Here is an 18,233-nt window from a genome sequence, read left to right on the forward strand (position 1 = left end):
GGAAGTGTCAATACTGATACTGACCTTAATCCAGTCAACCGTAATCCATAGACTTATTTTTGCTCTCCTCTTTTTTTTTAACGATTAAGTAGGGGTCTTCTTAAGTATTGTCATTTTTCATTTCTTGAAGAACTAATTTTCATGGGAGTTGAAGAAGAAAGAACTATATTTTATGAACTTGAACTTAATGTTATAGTTTCAGACTCTTCACCTTCTAAAGTAAATATTATCTTAGACGAAGATGGGGTTTTAGTATCAAATGTGATAACATCTCCACTATAATAAATCCCTTGTTCATCTAATTTTATATCGCCTATACCCCAACCCAAGAAGTCAGTACTTTCTACATTGAAATTAGATATAATTAGCTGTTCAGGGTTTTCACCTTTATAGGTAATCTTTATACTCTGAATCTCTTCTCCCCAAAAGTTATATTTAGTAACTAGTTCGCCATTCCAATTTTTACCTTCACCTTTAAATATAAGACCACTATTGTTTTGACAAGACGCTAACATAAACATTAAACAGATGATAAAAACACACATAGAAATTTTCTTCAATGCAAGCTACCTCCCCTTTTTGTTAACTATTCGGCATCCTTCCAAAAACTCCTTCTTGTTCAACTAAACTGCAGCGTTAGTTTAAGTGTAACGTTTCACATTGGTTCGCTGAAATCTACTTGATGTTTTGGACGTAAAACAAGACCATCGAAATGATGGTCTTGTTTAGCTAAAGCACCCGTTAGTTTAATAAGAAAAGTGAAGAATATTCAGGTGCTTATCCGTTGTACATCAATGTTTATCCGCTAAATTTAGAAAAAGTATTGACGTATAATGGAGCCCAATCACCGCCTCTTTTCATAAGCTTGTCCTGTGTTTACATAAGACCTCTTTCCAAGCTACTAAAATTCAAAAAAGCAGCATTTCCCCAAAGAGGGGGAAATTGGCTGCTAATTTTATCGTTCATATCCTAACTTGACTCTAAATCATACAGATCAAGTAGCTTTATTTACATGGTTCGCTGTATCCTGGTTGTGTTTGTATTTAAAAGTTATCGCAAAAACGATTCCAAGAACGATGGTATAGGCAGCAAAAACTAACCAGATATTCTGCCAGTCTTTTATGCCGTCAACCGTTAAATAATCCACTATTTTTCCACTAATCACAGCACCTAAATAAGCTCCCAGTCCGTTCACCATTGTCATGAATAAGCCCTGTGCACTCCCACGAATTCGGTGATCCACTTCTTTATCTACAAACATCGATCCAGAAATATTAAAGAAGTCAAACGCTGCACCGTACGCTATCATGGATAATAGTAATAAGATGAACCCTAATCCGTTTGGGTCTCCAAAAGCTAATAAACCAAATCGCAACGTCCAAGCCGCCATACTCAATAGCATGACCGTTTTAATCCCAAATTTACGTAAGAAAAATGGTATGGCAAGAATAAAGACTACTTCTGAAAATTGTCCAATTGATAATAAAATCGCTGGGTATTTCACAGCAAGACTTTCTTTATAATCAGAATTTATCGCAAAATCATGAAGGAATGGATCTGCAAATGCCAAATTAATTTGCAGTGCAGCACCTATCAGCATTGCAAACACGAAAAAGATGGCCATTTTCTTTTGTTTAAATAGGACAAAAGCGTCGAGTCCTAAGTGGCTTATCCACGACTTCTCCCTCTTAACAGTTGCTGTTGGACAATCAGGCAGCACAACTGAAAATAGTGCCAGTAAGATGGCAGCCCCTGATGCAATGTATAACTGGATATTGCTTAACTCAAATCCACCAACACTAATGAGCCACATGGCAAGAATAAAACTAACGGTTCCATATACACGAACGGACGGGAATTCTTTAGTTGTATCGAGTCCTTCTTTTTCTAAACCAATATAGGAAATGGTATAAGATAATGAAATTGTCGGTATGAAAACCATAGCGTTAAAAAACATTACCCAAAACATAACGGTTGGGTCTGAAGCTTGTGCTGCTATAAATAAGCAAATCGCACCAAGAAAATGAAAAATTCCATACAATCTATTCGCTTTCATCCATCGGTCAGCGATTATCCCTATAAGGCTTGGCATTATAAGAGAGGCAAGTCCAGATGCGCCATAAACGGCTCCAACTTGTGAGCCAGAAAAATGTAATGTATTGATCATATACGAGCCAAGTGTAATTAGCCAACATCCCCAAATGAAAAACTGGAGAAAGATCATAATTTTAAGTCGGGATTTAATTGTCATTTTTTTCCTCTTCCTAAGTTGTTAATGTCTAAGCTGTACTTTTCTAGTCATCAAGCTTTTTTAGCTAATTCAGTCATATAATCGAAGAATGCATCGCGATTCACATCGTAGACTACATTCACTGGACGTCCATCAGCTGTTTCAACTGTACGACCTTGGCTTGGACCTTCTGTGTGAACAATGCTGTTAATCGTTTGTACTTTTACAAGATCACGATTACCAACAAACGCGGTTGTTAACACATCCCACAAATAGTATGTAGAGTTCGTAGAAAAATGAACAAGTGGTGGTACCATCGCATAACATTGTCCTAGAAAATCAACACCCAGGTATTTGCGTTCTTTAGCCCAACGCTCACGTACATCTAAAGTTAGCGGTACTTGGTTTGTACTTTCAAGCGCTACTAAATCAATTTCTATGTTGGTATCCCATACACGAGCGGCTGCTTCAGGATCCCAAAACACGTTCCATTCCGCTGTTCCATCATGTTCAGGTTCATGTACGTTCCCTGCTTCACGGAATGTACCACCCATCCAAACAAGTCTTTCAATTTTCTCTTCAATTTCAGGAGCTTCATCTAATGCACGAGCAAGATCTGTAAGCGGGCCTGTAAATAATAAAGTTGTTTTTTCTTCAGTTGCTAGAACAGTATCTATTAAATGAAGATGTGCTGGTTTTTCAGCCACTGGTGTTACAACTTTTCCAGATTCATTTAAAATCGGTAGGGCATCAACATAAAACGCATGCATACGCCAATCTTTTGGAAAAGGGTTTTTTGGGCGTGAATTTGACTCAGCTACGTCAAGGCCGCCGTTTCCAAAGCGATCAATAATTTTTCTGCTCGCAAACACGGCAGGTTCTAAATAACAATCTGCTGGAATGACTGAAACACCTGTGAGCTCAACCGTGTCCATTTTTAGTAATAAAAATAGCGAAATAAGATCGTCAACTCCGCCATCGTGATTAAAATAAATTTTCTTTTTCATTATTTTCTCGATCCCTTCATGGTGAATTATTATAAATTGCTTGGGGTTCATCCAACTGTTTTTTTGTTGGAATACTTGAATAACGTCGCACTTTGTTCCGTACTAAGAGCCATCGAAATTTGCCTGACGTGCCGCTTCGCATGATAGCTTATAAAAAACATCTTAAAATATAGAAAACGCTCCGATAGCTACCGGAGCGTTGACTAGGGCATGGTAAATACAAAAGGAAGAATTAATCCTTCTTCCATTTAACACTTACCTCGTAGTCAAACCCTTTACGGCGGCTTGGTAGAAACTCTTGGGCCTTATCCCCAATATTATACGACATAATTCGACATTCAATTCGCATTTATAATAGCAATAATTTAGGGTTTCGTCAACTAAATAACGAACATTTTTCATTAATTCCTATAGTTCATTCGTATTTTTAAACATTTACAATGTTATTCTCCCCTTACCGCTTTCACACTTTTGCAATTGGTGGGCTGACCTAAATCCCTCAACTGCTATATTCAGCACAATTTTAAATCTCGAAATTGTCAGGATCTGATCCGTCGCGAAGATTTTGATTTAACCCATAATCCGAACCAAGGTGGACGTTCATTAATATTTCAGAAATTGAAGTTCTACTCTATTGATTTAGAAAACAGAAACCCCTGCTCAATTCTTCAATAAAAAATGAGTTGTCAAAACAACTCACAGTTCTTCAACTCTTGCAACCTGTTGCCTTAATAAATTCTTAACAATCAATCTTTTTGAGTTCTTACTCCTCCTGTCCCTCAACAATTTGGTCCAATTGTTGAACAAAGCTAAAACATGTTTGTTAAACTAACCTGCACCGTTAGCTCAATAAGCAACTACTTATTGATCTTCAACTCTTGCCCCCTTTAATTGAAGAAGAAAGGAGACGTTTATTTCCACAATATGCTCCTATTCTGGAATGCCATTTAGTAATTAAATACCTAATCCTCCCAATAAAAAATTGCATCCAACACTAAATACTCTTTAGGTTTACGATAGATTGTTGGGATTTTCGTTTGAAATGACAATGGTTGTTTTAATTTTTCAGCTTCTAATAGTTCATAATCAAACTCTTTTAACACCTGTTTCAATTGTTCTGTAATTATTTGAAGTTTCTCATTTAAAACTAATCGATTTGATCCATCAAGTATAGTACCATATCCCCCACCAACTACTTCGTTTGTATCAATACAAATTTTTTTATATCTGTCATCTTCGCCCATGATTGCTACAGGTGCTAAGCGACAAATATCAATAATAATTCCATTTGTCTTAATCTCTTGAAATCCGTACTTTTCTTCAACAACTGTAACATCTTCTTTTCGGTGACAAAAAAATTCAACAAAGGAAGCGTATCCACTTCCAAAATGATTCCACTCTGCTTCACATACTAAATTAGGGATACGGTTTATTCTATAAAATAACTGTTTGATATGTGCTTCAATTTCTTGCTCATTATTTGTATCATAGGGAAACTTGTCCCCAACAATTCTTCCTTCAATTAAGGCTTGTAATTGTTCATTAGAAAACATACATGAAACACCTCTCCAGTTTTCTTCACCATGATCTTACATTCAGTTCTCTATTAATACTGCCCTTAATTTAAATACGTTTAGGGTGAATAAGCGTTTCAAATTTTAACCAATTAACACTACTTAGAATTTATAAAAAGTTAACTTTCCTTATTGAAGAAACCTGCATCGTTAGTTTTAGTGTAACATTTCACACTGTATCACCGAAATCTTCTTGATGTTTTGGACGTAAAAATAGACCATCGAAATGATGGTCATGTTTAACTAAAGCACCCGTTAGTTGAAGAAGAAACTCAGAACTGGCGGTAAGAATAACAGACTAATTGAAGTGAAAATAAGTATTTGAGAAACTAATTTCGGTAGTTTTTCTCTACCTTTTCCTTTATACCATCCGCTAAATTGCAATTTATTTCTATATAGTACAAACATCAGAATAAGAATAGCGGAAAAACCCATCCAACCATAGTTTTCAGTATCAGTGCCAATTTCTAAATATAAATTTTCAAAAATATAACCCAAAATGCTACCAACAATAGCAAATATGAAGATAATTCGTATTAACTCTAATAAGACTCTCATGCTACTCTCCTACCTTTTATCATTTTAATAAATTTTACCATATATTTCACAACTGCTAGTTTAGTTCAATAAAAAAGGCTTTACTCCTTCTGTAAGTAAAGCACCCGTTAGTTGAAGAAAAATTACTACTTATTTTCGGTTAGCTTATAAGTTGTTCATTCTGATAATCTCTCCTATATTATAGCCTATCCAAGCCCCGATAAATGGGAAAGCAGCGATAGAAAAGTCCAAGCTTACAGAGTTAAAATCCTTAACAAACAATAAAATTGTAATAAGAACACTTATAACACTGATGATGACAGTCTCAGTTATATTTCTTCGCTTCCAACGTTTCTCTCCCAAACGATTTCTGTCAAATACCTGCACACGTCTACTTGTCTTTGTACCAATAGGTTTTCCTGTCATTAGGGTGTATAACGTGATAGCTACTATTATCCATAAAAGCACACAAAATACTCCAAAGAGGAGGGAGGAATTTCCCTTCTCAGAGAAATAACCAAACAGCACGAATAACAGCAACATTACGATATTGTATTGGACTAATTGCTTCTTTTTTAAATGTTTAACTTCTTGTATATCCCATTGTGTTTCATCCATTTTATCCTTCCTTTCAATTTGATAACTTCTTTAACTCTACTGCTGCGTTAGTTCAATAAGAAAAAAGAGTTGCCTAAGCAACCCATGATCTTTCGCTAAAGCACCCGTTAGTTGAATAAGAACAATTAAAGTATTATTGTCACTAAAGCAAAAAATACAACTACAGAAAACGGAATAATATATACACATTGCTTTTTTCTTTTAGGAACAAGAAGTAAAATAATAATTATCATTAAAGCATATAATATTTCAGTTCCAAGCATATAAAAATAGTTTCCCTTACTTATAAGAACATTTTCGTATTGCATGAATTTTTCATAATAGTTTACCGTAGAAAGATAGATTTTAAATCCTTCAAATGCAATTACGGAAATTGGTAACGCTGTAATAATACTGGAAATTAAGTGATTAGCATGAGAAAACCACATTATATAGGCTGGAATCGTTGATAGTAATGCAAGGAGGCACCAAAAAATAATATATTTTAATGGAAAAAGTTCAAGAACTAATATTGTATATATGTAGTACGAAAGTAGTAATGAAATAAGGAATATAAAAACACGTGCTGCGGCTAATTTAGGCGTGTAAGAATATACAGCTATCAAAGTAGAGATAAATATCCAAATTCCCCAGTTACTTCCGATGTAGCCTAAAATTGAAACTTCATTAGGAATTATAGGTGAATCAAGTATTTTAGCAACGAAACCCAATATCAATCCCAAAATGGATGAAAATAAAACAGAATATGCTATTTGCTTTTTGCCTACTCTAATATTAGTACGTATTTTATCAGATTTTAAAAATACACTCATAATTAACCTCGATTATTTTTTTATTTTTTTTTTTTACAATGGATTGTTTAACACAAGTTAAACATCACTCTTAAACTAAACTGCCCCTTTAGTTTAAGAAGAAAAAATGCTTTGCTCCTTCTTGAAGTAAAGCACTCCGTTAGTTGAATAAGAAGGCTATAAAGTGTTGTTTATTTTTTGACTTAAAATATGAACTCGCTTGAGATAGTAATCCCTTTTAGCAGAATCATTTATTAAGGTGGTGAACAATATGGATAACATTAAAGCAGTATCTAGTCGATAAATTGACTGTATAACTTCATCCGTATTTTCGATAATCTTTACATTGTCGTATCCTTTTAGAAATTCTTCCTCAATCAACTCTTGAGATTCAGAAATTCTCATTAACTCCATAATCAGATTACCAATGAATGCATTATCCCAATCTATAATCCCTTTAATAACCCCATTTCCCCCTATTATATTTGGTGGTCTAACATCAAGATGCAGTAAACAGTCCTTTGTTTGTGCTGTATTCAGAATTGCTTCCATTTCCTCCGAATCAGGAATAATGATACTATTATTTATCAGTTTACATAGTAAATGAACACGTTCTGTTATTCTATTAGAAATGATATTACTTAATGTTCGTTCATTCTGATGAATAATTGATAAATCATCGAACGGTACCTTATGTATTTTAGAAGTAAGTTGTCCAACATCATAGGAAGGTATCTCCTGAGCATCTCCCGATATAAAATCAGTTACTAAAAAGTTAATTTCTTTACCTAAATAAAGCTTATGAACTTTTGGTACTGGGATATTGTATTTCTGACAATGTTCGGAGATAGTTGCTTCTTTTTTTAATGAAATAATGCTACTTAAACTTATTTCATTCGAGTTTTCTTCTGTTCTCCAAGGAGTTCTGATAGCAAGCATTCCTAAATTTTTTTCTTTAATCAAAAAAACAGCGTTATTAACTCCATTACCTATGAATTTTATTTCACCAATATTCCATAACAAAACGTTGTTTAAAACATTAGCAATACTAATTCTTAAAGTTTCAAATTTATTATTTGTTAAACTCATATACCAAACCCCTTTTAATAAGTTATACATCTTTCAAATCTCATTCTTCCATTAACAATGTTTCTTCTTTACTAATTAAAGTTCCGATTTGTTCTCCTGAGGATAATCTTGCCATAACCCCTGTCATATTAAAATTAAAAATATGGACTGGTAAATCAAAGTCTCTAGCAAGCAAAAGTGCTGACTGGTCCATAACTTTAATATTATTCTGAATAACATCGTTGTAATTTAATTGTTTATACATTTTAGCTTTTTTATCAACATTTGGGTCTGAAGTGTAAACCCCGTTTACACCTTGCTTGGCAACAAATAGTGCATTACAATCCATTTCAACAGCACGCTGAACGCTAGGATAATCTGTTGTAACGAAAGGTTGACCGTTTCCTCCCCCAAAAATCACTATATAGCCTTTATCTAAATGTTGCATAGCCTTTAATCGTATATAAGGTTCTGCTACCGAAGGAGCTGGAACAGATGTCATCACTCGTATTTCTTTTTCAGTCTTGGCTTTTAAAACACCTCTAAGCATCAAACTATTAATAATAGTCCCTAACGTTCCTATATTATCAGCCTCTACTCTGTCTATGCCCCAATGACTGGCTAGGTTACCTCTAAAAATATTTCCACCTCCGACAACTACTGAAACCTCAACACCAATTTTTGTTAATGAAATTATCTCGTTAGTTATGTGTTCTAAATTATCAACTCCAAAACTTTCACCGTCTTTGCTTGCTAAAGCACCACCGCTTAATTTTATTAAGACTCTTTTATACTTTGCCATTTTTTTAATTCCTCCCCAAAATAAAAGAGTCAAAGTTAAAAACTTTGACTCCAAATAGTAAATAAAATTGTAAATAGAAAAAAGGAGCGAGTTGGAAACTGCCTGCATTAGAAATCATTTTCTTCACTCCTTGTAAAAAGACAAATTTTTTTAATTTTATAACAATAATGAAGTTTTTTCAAGGAATTAATAAATCCTTCTACTTCTACTAAACTGCCCTTTTAGTTCAATAAGAAAAAAGGCTTTACTCCTTCTTGAAGTAAAGCACCCGTTAGCTTAAGTACATTATTTCACAAACTCTAGATTTCCTTTCAGTTCTTACAGGAATGCTGCTCTTAGCGAAATAACAAAAAGGACTCTTATAATTAAGAAAACCCCATAAAAGACACTGATAAGAGCTTTTTTTATAGCTATTGGTTTTTTAATACTTTTTTCATTTACTTTATCGTTTAATCAATCGTTTTTAAGGGGAAACTAACAGTTTACACCCTTGCAACTATGCGGTTCTTTAGTTTTTTAGTGCAAATATATATACTGAGGATAGGAGTTGATCATATGTATTTTCCTTCAAAAATAAAAGAAGAACGTCAAAAGCATAATATGTCACAACAACAGCTTGGAGAAAAACTTAATATTAGTAGACAATCTATTTCCAAATGGGAACGTGGAGAAAGTTACCCTAGTATTGAATTGCTAATTAAGATAAGTGACATATTTGATATTACTCTTGACAAATTAGTAAAGGAAGATAATTCATTGAAAGAGAAAATCATAAAAGATAGCCAAAAATTAGCCTTTCCAAGATGGAAATTGTTTTTTGATATTCTTCTAATAATTGGATTTTTTATCATACTAGCTAAGATATCCATTGTAATAGGTAATAAGTTATTTGATTTAAATATTGTGTTCTTACAGGATTCTCTGTTATTTCAAATTGGACCGTTTTTTATGTCTATCATTGGAGCGATTGGCAGCGAATCTCTAGCCAAAAAATACAAATAATCATTTTGGATTTAGATTTATACACTAATTACATAGGAAAGTCCCCTCAAGCTATCTGAAGGGACTTTTTTTCATTATATATCTTCTTCAACAAAACTAGGGTTATATCAAGAGTAAAGTGAAAAAAACATTATGACAGCAACCTCTTTGCTTTGACTACGTGTCTTCAAAGTCGGCATAATTAAATTACTTATTTTATGAAAAACAGGTAAAAAGAATGAAAGATCAAGTTGCATTTATACTGCTTTTTAAGGTCTTTATTTTAAGTTATATACAAAAACCATGCTTTAGACATCGTCTAAAGCATGGTAATTATTTAAACTAATATTAAACTGCTAAGTTGATTTTTTTAGCTCATCTACTTATTGAGTCCATTAACTGGAAAAAATATTCGGGTTTTTGAGTCTTATTTAGGTTATACCATGAATGCAATGTATCTGGTGCAAATACATCTAATTTTTTCATTACTTCCATCGCAAATTCCAAAGGAGCTACTCCTGATGCAGTAACCAAATTCTCGCCAGATACTACAGGTTCCATCTCATAAAATTTTTCTCCTTTATAATTAGGACAGACCATTTTAATATACTCTAAGTCATTGCTTGTATGCTTTCTAGAATCTAGGTATCCAACATTCGCTAGTCCCTCAGTTGCACCACAAATTGCAGCAACAATAGTGCCAAGCTTTAAAGCCTCGCCAATTTTTTTCAAAATAGGTTGATGAATATCTTCTCCCCAAGTATTCCCTCCAGGTAAAATTATAAGATCCGTACTCTCAAAAGTACACTCATCAAGGGAAATATCTGGTTTTATGCTCAGTCCTCCCATTGTAGTAATAATTTCTTTATTAGCTCCTACTGTAATTACTTTTAAAGGTGCTAAATCTTTTTTGAAATATCTTCCTGAGTTTAGTTCCGCAATTAAATATCCATATTCCCAGTCCGACATTGTATTAAATACATAAAGAAAAACTTTTTTTGTTTGCATCCAATAACACTCCAATCACATTTAATATAGTCAAAGATAACATAACTTCCCTGACACCTAGCGTCAGGGAAGTTATCAAATTTGATGAAATTTTATTAATTCCGACAAAACTTCAATCATTCTTTTCTTAAGACTGATTGGCTCAATAACTCGAATAGATTTACCGTACGGTAAAAGTAAATAAGGTACATATGTATGTATCATATCTTTCTCAAGAAGAAATACTGCTTGATTTGAAGTCCACTCTTGTAAATAATTTCCTAAAAACCAATGTTGGCAAATATCACTCAATGCCCATTTATCTCCATTAATAACCAAAGAAATAATCCCTTCCTTATCTTCTATAGTTGGAACAAGGTTTTTCATAAAAAAGTCACGCGCTGAAAAATTTTCTGGTCGGTTAAACTTATTTTCGGTTAACATTAGACTTTCCATTCGATCTACTCTAAAACTACGGATATCATTCCTAAGATGACAAAATCCAATCACATACCACTTATTATTCCAATAAATAATTCTGTACGGATCCACCAATCTATACTTTGATTGCCCTTCAGCACTTTTATGGTATAGAACTTTTACAGAGTATCCGTCAGCTACGGCCTGCTCCAACTCCTTCAAAAAAGGTTCCATAGCGAGGGAACTTAATCGACTTATTACTTCAAGACTAGTTAAATGTTGATTTATCTTTGTTTCCTGCTCTTGATTCGAATATTTTCTTAGCTTTGATATAGCCCTATTTAGTGCTTCACCTCCATAATACCCGGCTTCTTCTGCAAAAATAGCAGCGTGAAATAGCGAGGTTTGCTCCTCAAAATCAAAAAAAAGAGGAGCTTCAATAAAATTGTTCAATAAAGTGTATCCACCGTTATGTCCTGCGTCTGAAATTATAGGTACTCCACTTATTGAAAGTGTATCAATATAACGATACACAGTCCTTATATTCATCTCTAACTTTTCTGAAATTTGTTTCGCAGTAATTTTTTCACCTGAACTAAGCATCCATAGAATCGCTAGTACATTGTCAATTTTAGCCATAGAATCCACCTCTATATGGAAATAAATTTATTTTAAAATAATACTAAAAACATTACCTATTCATTGAATTTCTATTTAAAAGTAAGAAAACCGAAAAAGTTAAAACAACTCGCCATTAATTGGAAAGACTAGAAAGCATTATTCCACGTATATCCTTACTGTCTAGGTATTTCTAATAATTCCTGAAGTGAGTTGTACCCTTAGACAGACTCGGGATTAAAGGTTGCAATAATGCCTAATACAATAAATATTGCAGTAATTATTAAAACAGTATATAAAGTTACTTTTACTTCTATTGACATTTAGACCATTCCTTTTTCCTTTAATTATGGCCGCTTACTCAAATATTGTTGCTAATAAAATAATTCCCCTTACAATAACTGCTTCTACAACCTTCTAAAATACCTGCTTCTTCAACTAAACTGCCGCGTTAGTTCAATTAGAAAAGTGCTTCACTTCTTCTTGAAGTAAAGCACCCGTTAGTTTAATAAGAGAGATTAACTTTGGTAGCAAATTTCATTTTGGGCTTTCATTAACAAACTTTGATTCCCAAGATAGCTGTAAATAACTATCGAATTGAGCCTGAAAATTCAACCTGTTTACTATTTAACTTCTTCACCCATTCACTATCATCCCAAATATTAGGGTTGTCAATTGTTAGATTTTCTCCACGTACCATGAAATCATAACTATCTTTTGCACCCGTATACCAATCAACAATAACTAACTTGCCGTTTACATTCCGTACGAGAAATTCAGTAGGTTCACCATAACTACCTACTGTCTTTTTAATTTCCGCAGGTAATTTTAAATGGAGAAGACCCCCGTCTACGTCATCAGTATACTCCACTTCCCGAGTGCCAACATCAACACTCTTCACCAAATCACCAAGATTGTGCGTTAAGTGCAAGTCAAATTGGTATTGAATCTTCTTTTTCGTATACTGTTTAAGGTTTTCGTTATCGATAAATGACCCCAATTCAATATCCGAGCCGTTCCAGACCGCTTTATAATAGTCAGTCAGCACTCTCACACACATTTCATAAGCCGTTTCAGAATCCTGAATTGATAGTCCCCGTTCATTTTTAGCTACATATTCAGGGGAATCCTGTAATACATTCCGTTCAGTGCTGAGCGTAATTTCTTTGTTAATAGTACTAACTTCGATGCTTTCCTCCGAGACTACAGTTTCAGGTTTTTCGTCAATTAATTTTTCTGTATTTTGTTCACTTTCTTTGTTATCCATTGTTGTACTACAACCACTTAAAGTAATAAGGAGACAAAAACTTAACAATACCTTCAGTCGTGCTTTCATAAAACACTCTCCATTTTTTTATGAATTAGACGAAGTATATATAATAATGTTACATATTTAACTAAACTGCCCCATTAGTTCAATAAGAAAAAAGGCTTTACTCCTTCTTGAAGTAAAGCAACCGTTAGCTTAAGTACAATTGTTCACAATCTTATGTCACAGTTTATTAAATTCAGAAGTGTTCATTAATTTTTGGAAAAACTCATTTTTAGCTTCCCTATACTCAACCATTTCTTTCCCTTCAAACTCTCTTTTTAACTCATCATATTCCATCCTGTAAGTATCATTTAGTAATAAAACATCTCGAAATTTCCAAAAGAAATCATATTCAGAATCTATGACAGTTAATTGAACTCCCAAAGGAGGAACGGTTGAATCGTCTTTAAAAGCCCTGAACCAGTCCGTTTTTACACTACCTTCATTAAGTTCATATAATGCTGAGAGTGTCTGAACTGCCTTTGGGAATTGTTCAAAATCAACACGCACTTGTATATCTAAATCACCCTATGTAAGGCTATTAGGGACAGCCGTACTTCCAACGTGCTGAACATCAGCTTCGGGCATACGTTCTTTAATTATCTTTTTGTGTACTAAGAAAGTTTTCTCTGACTTTTCATAAAAGAGACTGTTTTCAAAAAAAATTAACTTGTTCCATATTACCCTCCCCATAAGAAATTCTTTACGGTTAATTTTACCATCTTCTTCAACTAAACTGCCCCTTTAGTTTAAGTGTAACATTTCACAATGCATATCTGAGATCAACTTAATGTTTTAGACATAAAAATAGACCATCGAAATGATGGCCATATTTAGCTAAAGCACCCGTTAGTGCAAAAAGAACCCAAATTTATGAACAGTTATACCAGTCTGAAATTTTCCAACTCAAGTCTGTTTAACCAGTTATGAACTAATGCGTTAAATACATCGGTTTGTTCGATTTGTAGGTTGTGACCAGCCATATCAAGCACTGCAAAAGTTGCTCTTGGGTAATCTTCAATTAGCCGCCACGCATCTTGGTATCCGACTACATTGTCCTGACGCCCTGTGATAATTAGCGTGGGATACTCAAGTTTAGATGAAATATCGAAGGTAAAGCCATATCCATTTTGACGAATGTTGTTTAAGAATTCATAATTTGTTTGTTTAGAAGGAAGTAAAATTTCATTTCGAAACCTCTCCCATTCAGTTTGACCTTGCACTACCCCCATGGAGCAAAATTCATCAGCATCCTCTGGTGACAAATGTGATATCAAGTTGCTGTCTCTTTTTAGAACGGTCTGCTGTGGTACTATCCTTTCATCGAATTCAGGTATAGTCATTGGTGCCATCAGTAGTAATCCACGAACTGTGTCCTGCCGTGAACGGACTATGCCTCTGGCAATGTACCCACCATATGAATTACCACAAATAATAAACGGTTGACCAGGGATAATCTCGTCCAAAAGACGCAATATCGCTTCTAAAATATCATCAGAGTTTTGAATAGATGGTTGTGACTTGGAATGCCCCATACCTGGTAAGTCTATGTATATTCTCTTCCAACCGCTTCGTTTCTCGAATAACGGTTCCATTGCATGTAACATCACTTGATGGTCAAGTGTCCAACCATGCAACATAACGATGGGATATCCTTCTCCAATTACTTTATGATAAATCGACATGTATTTGTTTCCCCTTTCCCTGTATACCAGATGTATCGACTGGACATTTAATCCTCCCATACATATATTACAATTTTAACAAATTTCATTGTTCAACTAAACTGCCCCGTTAGTTCAATAAGAAAAAGCTACCTTCACAGGCAGCCACTTGTTCAACTAAAGTACTCGTTAGTTTAACAAATGCTTACTTCATAGAAACTCTTACTTTTTCAGGAATCATCACTACTTCAGTTTGTAAATTTACGGGTTTAAAGGTTTCATCAATACATTCATCCCAATATTCAATGTGTTTTATATCAATCCAATGTTCTGATTCATCGACATCAATTCCGCCTGTCCCTTGCACAGCATACCAATACAAATATTCTTCTCCATTTAATACTTCTCGAAAAATTGTTTCTATGTACATTTTCTCGCCTTCAAGGGTAACTAATACATCTTCCATATGTTCATTCAAGAAAGCTAACCACTCATTTACTTTTTCTGTTTTACCTTGTTTCACTCGATATCGCGTACATTCAATATTCACTGTTAATCATTCCTTCCATATTTTATTAGAACTAACATTATCTCTTTCTTAAACTAACCTACCGCGTTAGTAAAAATACGTCCTATGTCTATAATTCTATTAAATTGGCAATAATCCTTTTAATATTACTATTTTAGGGGGAATCAAATTGTTACTGTCAAAAGCATGGGCTTCGTTTGAAGCTGACAAGCGAATAGAGGGCTTTTCGCCACAAACGTTGAAGGCCTACCTGTTACAGTCTTTGCTACTAATTGATTACTTTAAGGATGTAGAGATGGAATTACTGGATACAAATAAACTGAAAGAATATCTCGCTAAATCCGGCAAGCATTTAAAACCGGCCAGTCTTGCACACCGTATCCGCTTTATGAAATCATTTTTTCGTTGGTCCCATGAAGAAGGCTACTTGAGTAAGAAACCAACTTCCAAAATTAAAGAACCCAAAGTAGGGAAGCGAATACCCAAGTATTTAACCGAACGGGAGATTGAACACCTTCGTGAATCCTGTCATTCTCCAATGGAAAAAGCGATTTTTGAATTCATGTTTTCTACCGGTTGTCGAATTGGAGAAGTAGTCGCGTTAGAAAAGAACCATATTAATTGGTCCAATCAATCTGCAATTGTTAGAGGAAAAGGCGACAAGGAAAGGGAGGTTTATTTTAATACACGTTGCGACATATGGCTTAAACGCTACATAGAAAGCCGTAATGATCATAACTCTGCTATTTTTGTAATAGCCAGACAGCCACACAAAATGAGTGTCGCCCAAATGCGATACATCATCAAGCGTATTTCCAATCGTGCGGAAATTAATAAAGAGATTCACCCACACCAACTTCGACATAGCTACGCAACTCATTTGTTGAATAATGGAGCTCCTATTGAAGTCATACAAAGTCTTATGGGGCATGAAAAAAGTGAAACCACCAAGATCTATGCTCAGTTAAGCGGAAGGTTAAGAAAAGAGTACTATCAGAAGTACTTTTAAATGAAAAAGGAGCAACGTCCTTTAAGACGTTGCTCCTTTTGACTAAAGCACCCGTTACTTTAAGTATAATTCTTCACAAATTTATTTACTTTGTCATTTTTCATGGTTAATTTCTCCCATTATTTCTTTAGAACCATCATCTTTAATAATCGTTATTTCTACATCCTTAGTCGGACTAATTGCATACCAAAACCTTTTTTCACCTTCAACACTAATAATTTTTGATGGTTCATTACCAACATATACTTCGGATATTGATTTATCACTTATTGCACCAGAGTATATATAAGGTGGTTGGTTCATTGAAGACCAGTTCACTGGTGAGTTCCATTCTGCCCCTCTCGTTTGAATCCATTGCCATTGATTATCCACTATTTCAAGATAAGCAATAAGTATTTTTTCTTCACCATCACTATTTTCTCTGAAAACAACTATTGCATCATCCGCGTGTACTACATTAAATTCCTTTTGAACAGGTTCATATGAATATTCAACTTCCCCCATATGCATTTCATACATCTTTTCATGAAAAAAACTCTCAAATGTTTGTTCTTGTGGTGAACCAACCATTAAAATGTTGCCTACAAATTGAGCCATCCCTTTATCAGAGTGAAGGTCAAATACAATCACAAATTCCCCTTCTTCTGTTGGAAAATGGAATGAACGGTCATCGTTTATTTCTAATTCTATCTCTTTATTGTTGTTCCATACTGAAACATTTAATTCTTCAATTGCGAAATCTTGACTGTCAAAATCATAATCAACTTTTTGTCCAGATTTAAAGTGTACTGGTTTTTGTTCTCTTGCAAAAGAAAGAATATCTTCGGTTTCTTTTTTATAATATTTATCAGAATTCCAATCAATATTCACTTCTTCTAATTCTATTGATTGCACATTCTCGCTTTCTATTACAGTAGAAATTGTTACAGAAGGTGGAGTGAAATCATATTCCTCTCCGATGCACCCTGTTAATGTGAAAGCCAAAAACAATCCCATAGTTAATTTCAAAAAACCACTCATTTCGCACCCCCTATTTTTATTATTACGAAAACATATCTTATTAAGTTTCACTTTTTATTGAACTAAACTGCCCCGTTAGTTCAATAAGAAAAAATGCTTTACCCTTCTTGAAGTAAAGCACCCGTTAGTTGAACAAAATTCCTATATTTCTGAGATAGGACTAATAGTGATATTCACGTCATCAATATCATCTTCGTTAGATACCATTCCAAATATCCTGCAATTTCCGCATTTTTTACATTCAAACATATATCTTACTTCCTCGTTATACTCACAAGAGTTTTCTTCCCTTTCAAATTCAGTTTTAAGAGTTCTTTTAAACCATTGATTATCGGAACATATATCACATTTTAATTCTTTACCCCATATTTTTACTGCATATAGCATTAAAAAGACACCTCACTTTTTAACCAATTACTTATAAATTCAACCAAATTAGGATTATCTCCTTCTTTCACTAACCTGCCGTGTTCGTTCAATAAGAAAAAACTACCCTTACAGGCAGCCATTTGTTTTACTAAAGCACCCGTTAGTTGAAGAAGCAGTTACTTTTACCACTCTCTCCACTCTTCGGTAATGTCTTCATCGGATTCTAAACCAGCTATATTTGCTGTTTCAATAATATATTCACACAGATCTTCTCTCTCCATTGTCTCAATAAAATAATCGTATTTGTCATTTAATTCATTTAAACTGATTACAACGTCTTTAACAAATTTCATTATTTCTTTCTTTTTCGGCTTAACTTCAAGTTTCATTAGGTTAGTAATGTAAGAATCAAGAACTTTGATAGTAGCTTCAATATTTTCTGGATTGAATATATCATCACCATCAGCCATTCTCTTTGTCCATTCATTTGTAGGTTTAGTTAAGTCTTGAAGATTCCTTTTCCCACTAGAAATCTGGTTAGTATTAAGTTTCTTTTTCGTATAATAAACACAATCAATTCCGTCACAAACTGTTAAATTTTCATCTAATATATTCGTTTCAGGAAACACCAGACTCTTCAGTTTGGTTAATTTTGGGACAAAGCTAAGGGAAGGTATATCACCACAGGATATAATTT

General features: G+C 33.9%; 20 protein-coding genes and 1 riboswitch. Of the genes, 2 read left to right on the top strand and 18 right to left on the bottom strand.

Annotation, left to right across the window (positions count from 1 at the left end; genetic code table 11):
* Window positions 1-170 precede the first annotated feature (170 nt).
* From BMZ04_RS19990 to pyrH, 9 genes are all read right to left on the bottom strand, one after another.
* Window positions 171-560 (bottom strand): hypothetical protein, encoded by a 390-nt coding sequence (locus tag BMZ04_RS19990; protein WP_093276655.1) that lies wholly within the window; start codon window positions 558-560, stop codon window positions 171-173.
* A 434-nt stretch (window positions 561-994) separates the two neighbouring features.
* The gene (locus BMZ04_RS19995; protein ID WP_093276660.1) at window positions 995-2,251 is read right to left on the bottom strand and encodes a nucleoside permease; all 1,257 of its coding nucleotides are present in this window, start codon (window positions 2,249-2,251) and stop codon (window positions 995-997) included.
* A gap of 50 nt (window positions 2,252-2,301) precedes the next feature.
* Entirely contained in the window at window positions 2,302-3,237 is a 936-nt protein-coding gene (locus BMZ04_RS20000) for a nucleoside hydrolase (protein ID WP_093276665.1), read from the bottom strand.
* 243 nt (window positions 3,238-3,480) lie between these two features.
* Window positions 3,481-3,582, bottom strand: a riboswitch (purine riboswitch).
* A gap of 617 nt (window positions 3,583-4,199) precedes the next feature.
* Window positions 4,200-4,790, bottom strand: a complete 591-nt coding sequence (locus BMZ04_RS20005) for a hypothetical protein (protein ID WP_093276669.1) — start codon at window positions 4,788-4,790, stop codon at window positions 4,200-4,202.
* 276 nt (window positions 4,791-5,066) lie between these two features.
* Window positions 5,067-5,369, bottom strand: a complete 303-nt coding sequence (locus BMZ04_RS20010) for a hypothetical protein (protein WP_093276674.1) — start codon at window positions 5,367-5,369, stop codon at window positions 5,067-5,069.
* 144 nt (window positions 5,370-5,513) lie between these two features.
* The gene (locus BMZ04_RS20015) at window positions 5,514-5,966 is read right to left on the bottom strand and encodes a hypothetical protein (RefSeq protein ID WP_093276678.1); all 453 of its coding nucleotides are present in this window, start codon (window positions 5,964-5,966) and stop codon (window positions 5,514-5,516) included.
* Window positions 5,967-6,091: 125 nt separating this feature from the next.
* A complete protein-coding gene (locus BMZ04_RS20020; protein ID WP_093276683.1) occupies window positions 6,092-6,778 on the bottom strand; it encodes a hypothetical protein in 687 nt (228 codons plus the stop codon).
* Window positions 6,779-6,934: 156 nt separating this feature from the next.
* Entirely contained in the window at window positions 6,935-7,846 is a 912-nt protein-coding gene (locus BMZ04_RS20025; protein WP_177184521.1) for an aminoglycoside phosphotransferase family protein, read from the bottom strand.
* Between the two features lie 40 nt (window positions 7,847-7,886).
* A complete protein-coding gene (gene pyrH / locus BMZ04_RS20030; protein ID WP_093276692.1) occupies window positions 7,887-8,627 on the bottom strand; it encodes a UMP kinase in 741 nt (246 codons plus the stop codon).
* Between the two features lie 555 nt (window positions 8,628-9,182).
* Between pyrH and BMZ04_RS20035 the strand changes: the two genes are divergently transcribed.
* Window positions 9,183-9,629, top strand: coding sequence for a helix-turn-helix domain-containing protein (locus tag BMZ04_RS20035; RefSeq protein ID WP_093276700.1), 447 nt, complete (start codon window positions 9,183-9,185; stop codon window positions 9,627-9,629).
* A gap of 354 nt (window positions 9,630-9,983) precedes the next feature.
* Here BMZ04_RS20035 and BMZ04_RS20040 read toward each other — a convergent pair whose 3' ends face one another.
* The 6 genes from BMZ04_RS20040 to BMZ04_RS20065 form a co-directional block, all read right to left on the bottom strand.
* A complete protein-coding gene (locus tag BMZ04_RS20040; RefSeq protein ID WP_093276704.1) occupies window positions 9,984-10,616 on the bottom strand; it encodes a type 1 glutamine amidotransferase family protein in 633 nt (210 codons plus the stop codon).
* Between the two features lie 75 nt (window positions 10,617-10,691).
* On the bottom strand, window positions 10,692-11,654 hold the full coding sequence (locus BMZ04_RS20045) for a helix-turn-helix transcriptional regulator (protein WP_093276709.1): 963 nt from the start codon (window positions 11,652-11,654) through the stop codon (window positions 10,692-10,694).
* 568 nt (window positions 11,655-12,222) lie between these two features.
* Window positions 12,223-12,969, bottom strand: a complete 747-nt coding sequence (locus BMZ04_RS20050; RefSeq protein WP_093276714.1) for a hypothetical protein — start codon at window positions 12,967-12,969, stop codon at window positions 12,223-12,225.
* Between the two features lie 156 nt (window positions 12,970-13,125).
* Window positions 13,126-13,455 (bottom strand): GrpB family protein, encoded by a 330-nt coding sequence (locus BMZ04_RS22970; protein ID WP_255368034.1) that lies wholly within the window; start codon window positions 13,453-13,455, stop codon window positions 13,126-13,128.
* A 371-nt stretch (window positions 13,456-13,826) separates the two neighbouring features.
* Window positions 13,827-14,630: an alpha/beta fold hydrolase gene (locus BMZ04_RS20060; RefSeq protein ID WP_093276719.1), complete on the bottom strand. Its 804-nt coding sequence runs from the start codon at window positions 14,628-14,630 to the stop codon at window positions 13,827-13,829.
* A 184-nt stretch (window positions 14,631-14,814) separates the two neighbouring features.
* Window positions 14,815-15,159 (bottom strand): DUF6176 family protein, encoded by a 345-nt coding sequence (locus tag BMZ04_RS20065; protein WP_093276724.1) that lies wholly within the window; start codon window positions 15,157-15,159, stop codon window positions 14,815-14,817.
* A gap of 148 nt (window positions 15,160-15,307) precedes the next feature.
* Between BMZ04_RS20065 and xerA the strand changes: the two genes are divergently transcribed.
* Window positions 15,308-16,147 (top strand): site-specific tyrosine recombinase/integron integrase, encoded by an 840-nt coding sequence (gene xerA / locus BMZ04_RS20070; RefSeq protein WP_093276729.1) that lies wholly within the window; start codon window positions 15,308-15,310, stop codon window positions 16,145-16,147.
* 93 nt (window positions 16,148-16,240) lie between these two features.
* Here the strand turns inward: xerA and BMZ04_RS22975 are convergent, their stop codons facing one another.
* The 3 genes from BMZ04_RS22975 to BMZ04_RS20085 form a co-directional block, all read right to left on the bottom strand.
* Window positions 16,241-17,167 carry a hypothetical protein gene (locus BMZ04_RS22975; protein ID WP_255368035.1) on the bottom strand — a complete coding sequence of 309 codons (927 nt, stop codon included), beginning with the start codon at window positions 17,165-17,167 and terminating at the stop codon, window positions 16,241-16,243.
* A gap of 141 nt (window positions 17,168-17,308) precedes the next feature.
* The gene (locus tag BMZ04_RS20080; RefSeq protein WP_093276733.1) at window positions 17,309-17,554 is read right to left on the bottom strand and encodes a hypothetical protein; all 246 of its coding nucleotides are present in this window, start codon (window positions 17,552-17,554) and stop codon (window positions 17,309-17,311) included.
* Window positions 17,555-17,718: 164 nt separating this feature from the next.
* Entirely contained in the window at window positions 17,719-18,006 is a 288-nt protein-coding gene (locus BMZ04_RS20085) for a hypothetical protein (RefSeq protein ID WP_093276837.1), read from the bottom strand.
* Between the last annotated feature and the right edge of the window lie 227 nt (window positions 18,007-18,233).

Origin of the sequence: Psychrobacillus sp. OK032, from assembly GCF_900111345.1 — a bacterium.
Taxonomy (GTDB): Bacteria; Bacillota; Bacilli; order Bacillales_A; family Planococcaceae; genus Psychrobacillus.

Coding starts and splice junctions, on each gene's coding strand:
- BMZ04_RS19995 (WP_093276660.1), bottom strand. CDS start 2,251: ATGACAATTAAATCCCGACTTAAAATTATGATCTTTCTCCAGTTTTTC.
- BMZ04_RS20000 (WP_093276665.1), bottom strand. CDS start 3,237: ATGAAAAAGAAAATTTATTTTAATCACGATGGCGGAGTTGACGATCTT.
- BMZ04_RS20005 (WP_093276669.1), bottom strand. CDS start 4,790: ATGTTTTCTAATGAACAATTACAAGCCTTAATTGAAGGAAGAATTGTT.
- BMZ04_RS20010 (WP_093276674.1), bottom strand. CDS start 5,369: ATGAGAGTCTTATTAGAGTTAATACGAATTATCTTCATATTTGCTATT.
- BMZ04_RS20015 (WP_093276678.1), bottom strand. CDS start 5,966: ATGGATGAAACACAATGGGATATACAAGAAGTTAAACATTTAAAAAAG.
- BMZ04_RS20020 (WP_093276683.1), bottom strand. CDS start 6,778: ATGAGTGTATTTTTAAAATCTGATAAAATACGTACTAATATTAGAGTA.
- BMZ04_RS20025 (WP_177184521.1), bottom strand. CDS start 7,846: ATGAGTTTAACAAATAATAAATTTGAAACTTTAAGAATTAGTATTGCT.
- pyrH (WP_093276692.1), bottom strand. CDS start 8,627: ATGGCAAAGTATAAAAGAGTCTTAATAAAATTAAGCGGTGGTGCTTTA.
- BMZ04_RS20035 (WP_093276700.1), top strand. CDS start 9,183: ATGTATTTTCCTTCAAAAATAAAAGAAGAACGTCAAAAGCATAATATG.
- BMZ04_RS20040 (WP_093276704.1), bottom strand. CDS start 10,616: ATGCAAACAAAAAAAGTTTTTCTTTATGTATTTAATACAATGTCGGAC.
- BMZ04_RS20045 (WP_093276709.1), bottom strand. CDS start 11,654: ATGGCTAAAATTGACAATGTACTAGCGATTCTATGGATGCTTAGTTCA.
- BMZ04_RS20050 (WP_093276714.1), bottom strand. CDS start 12,969: ATGAAAGCACGACTGAAGGTATTGTTAAGTTTTTGTCTCCTTATTACT.
- BMZ04_RS20060 (WP_093276719.1), bottom strand. CDS start 14,630: ATGTCGATTTATCATAAAGTAATTGGAGAAGGATATCCCATCGTTATG.
- BMZ04_RS22975 (WP_255368035.1), bottom strand. CDS start 17,167: ATGAGTGGTTTTTTGAAATTAACTATGGGATTGTTTTTGGCTTTCACA.
- BMZ04_RS20080 (WP_093276733.1), bottom strand. CDS start 17,554: ATGCTATATGCAGTAAAAATATGGGGTAAAGAATTAAAATGTGATATA.
- BMZ04_RS20085 (WP_093276837.1), bottom strand. CDS start 18,006: ATGGCTGATGGTGATGATATATTCAATCCAGAAAATATTGAAGCTACT.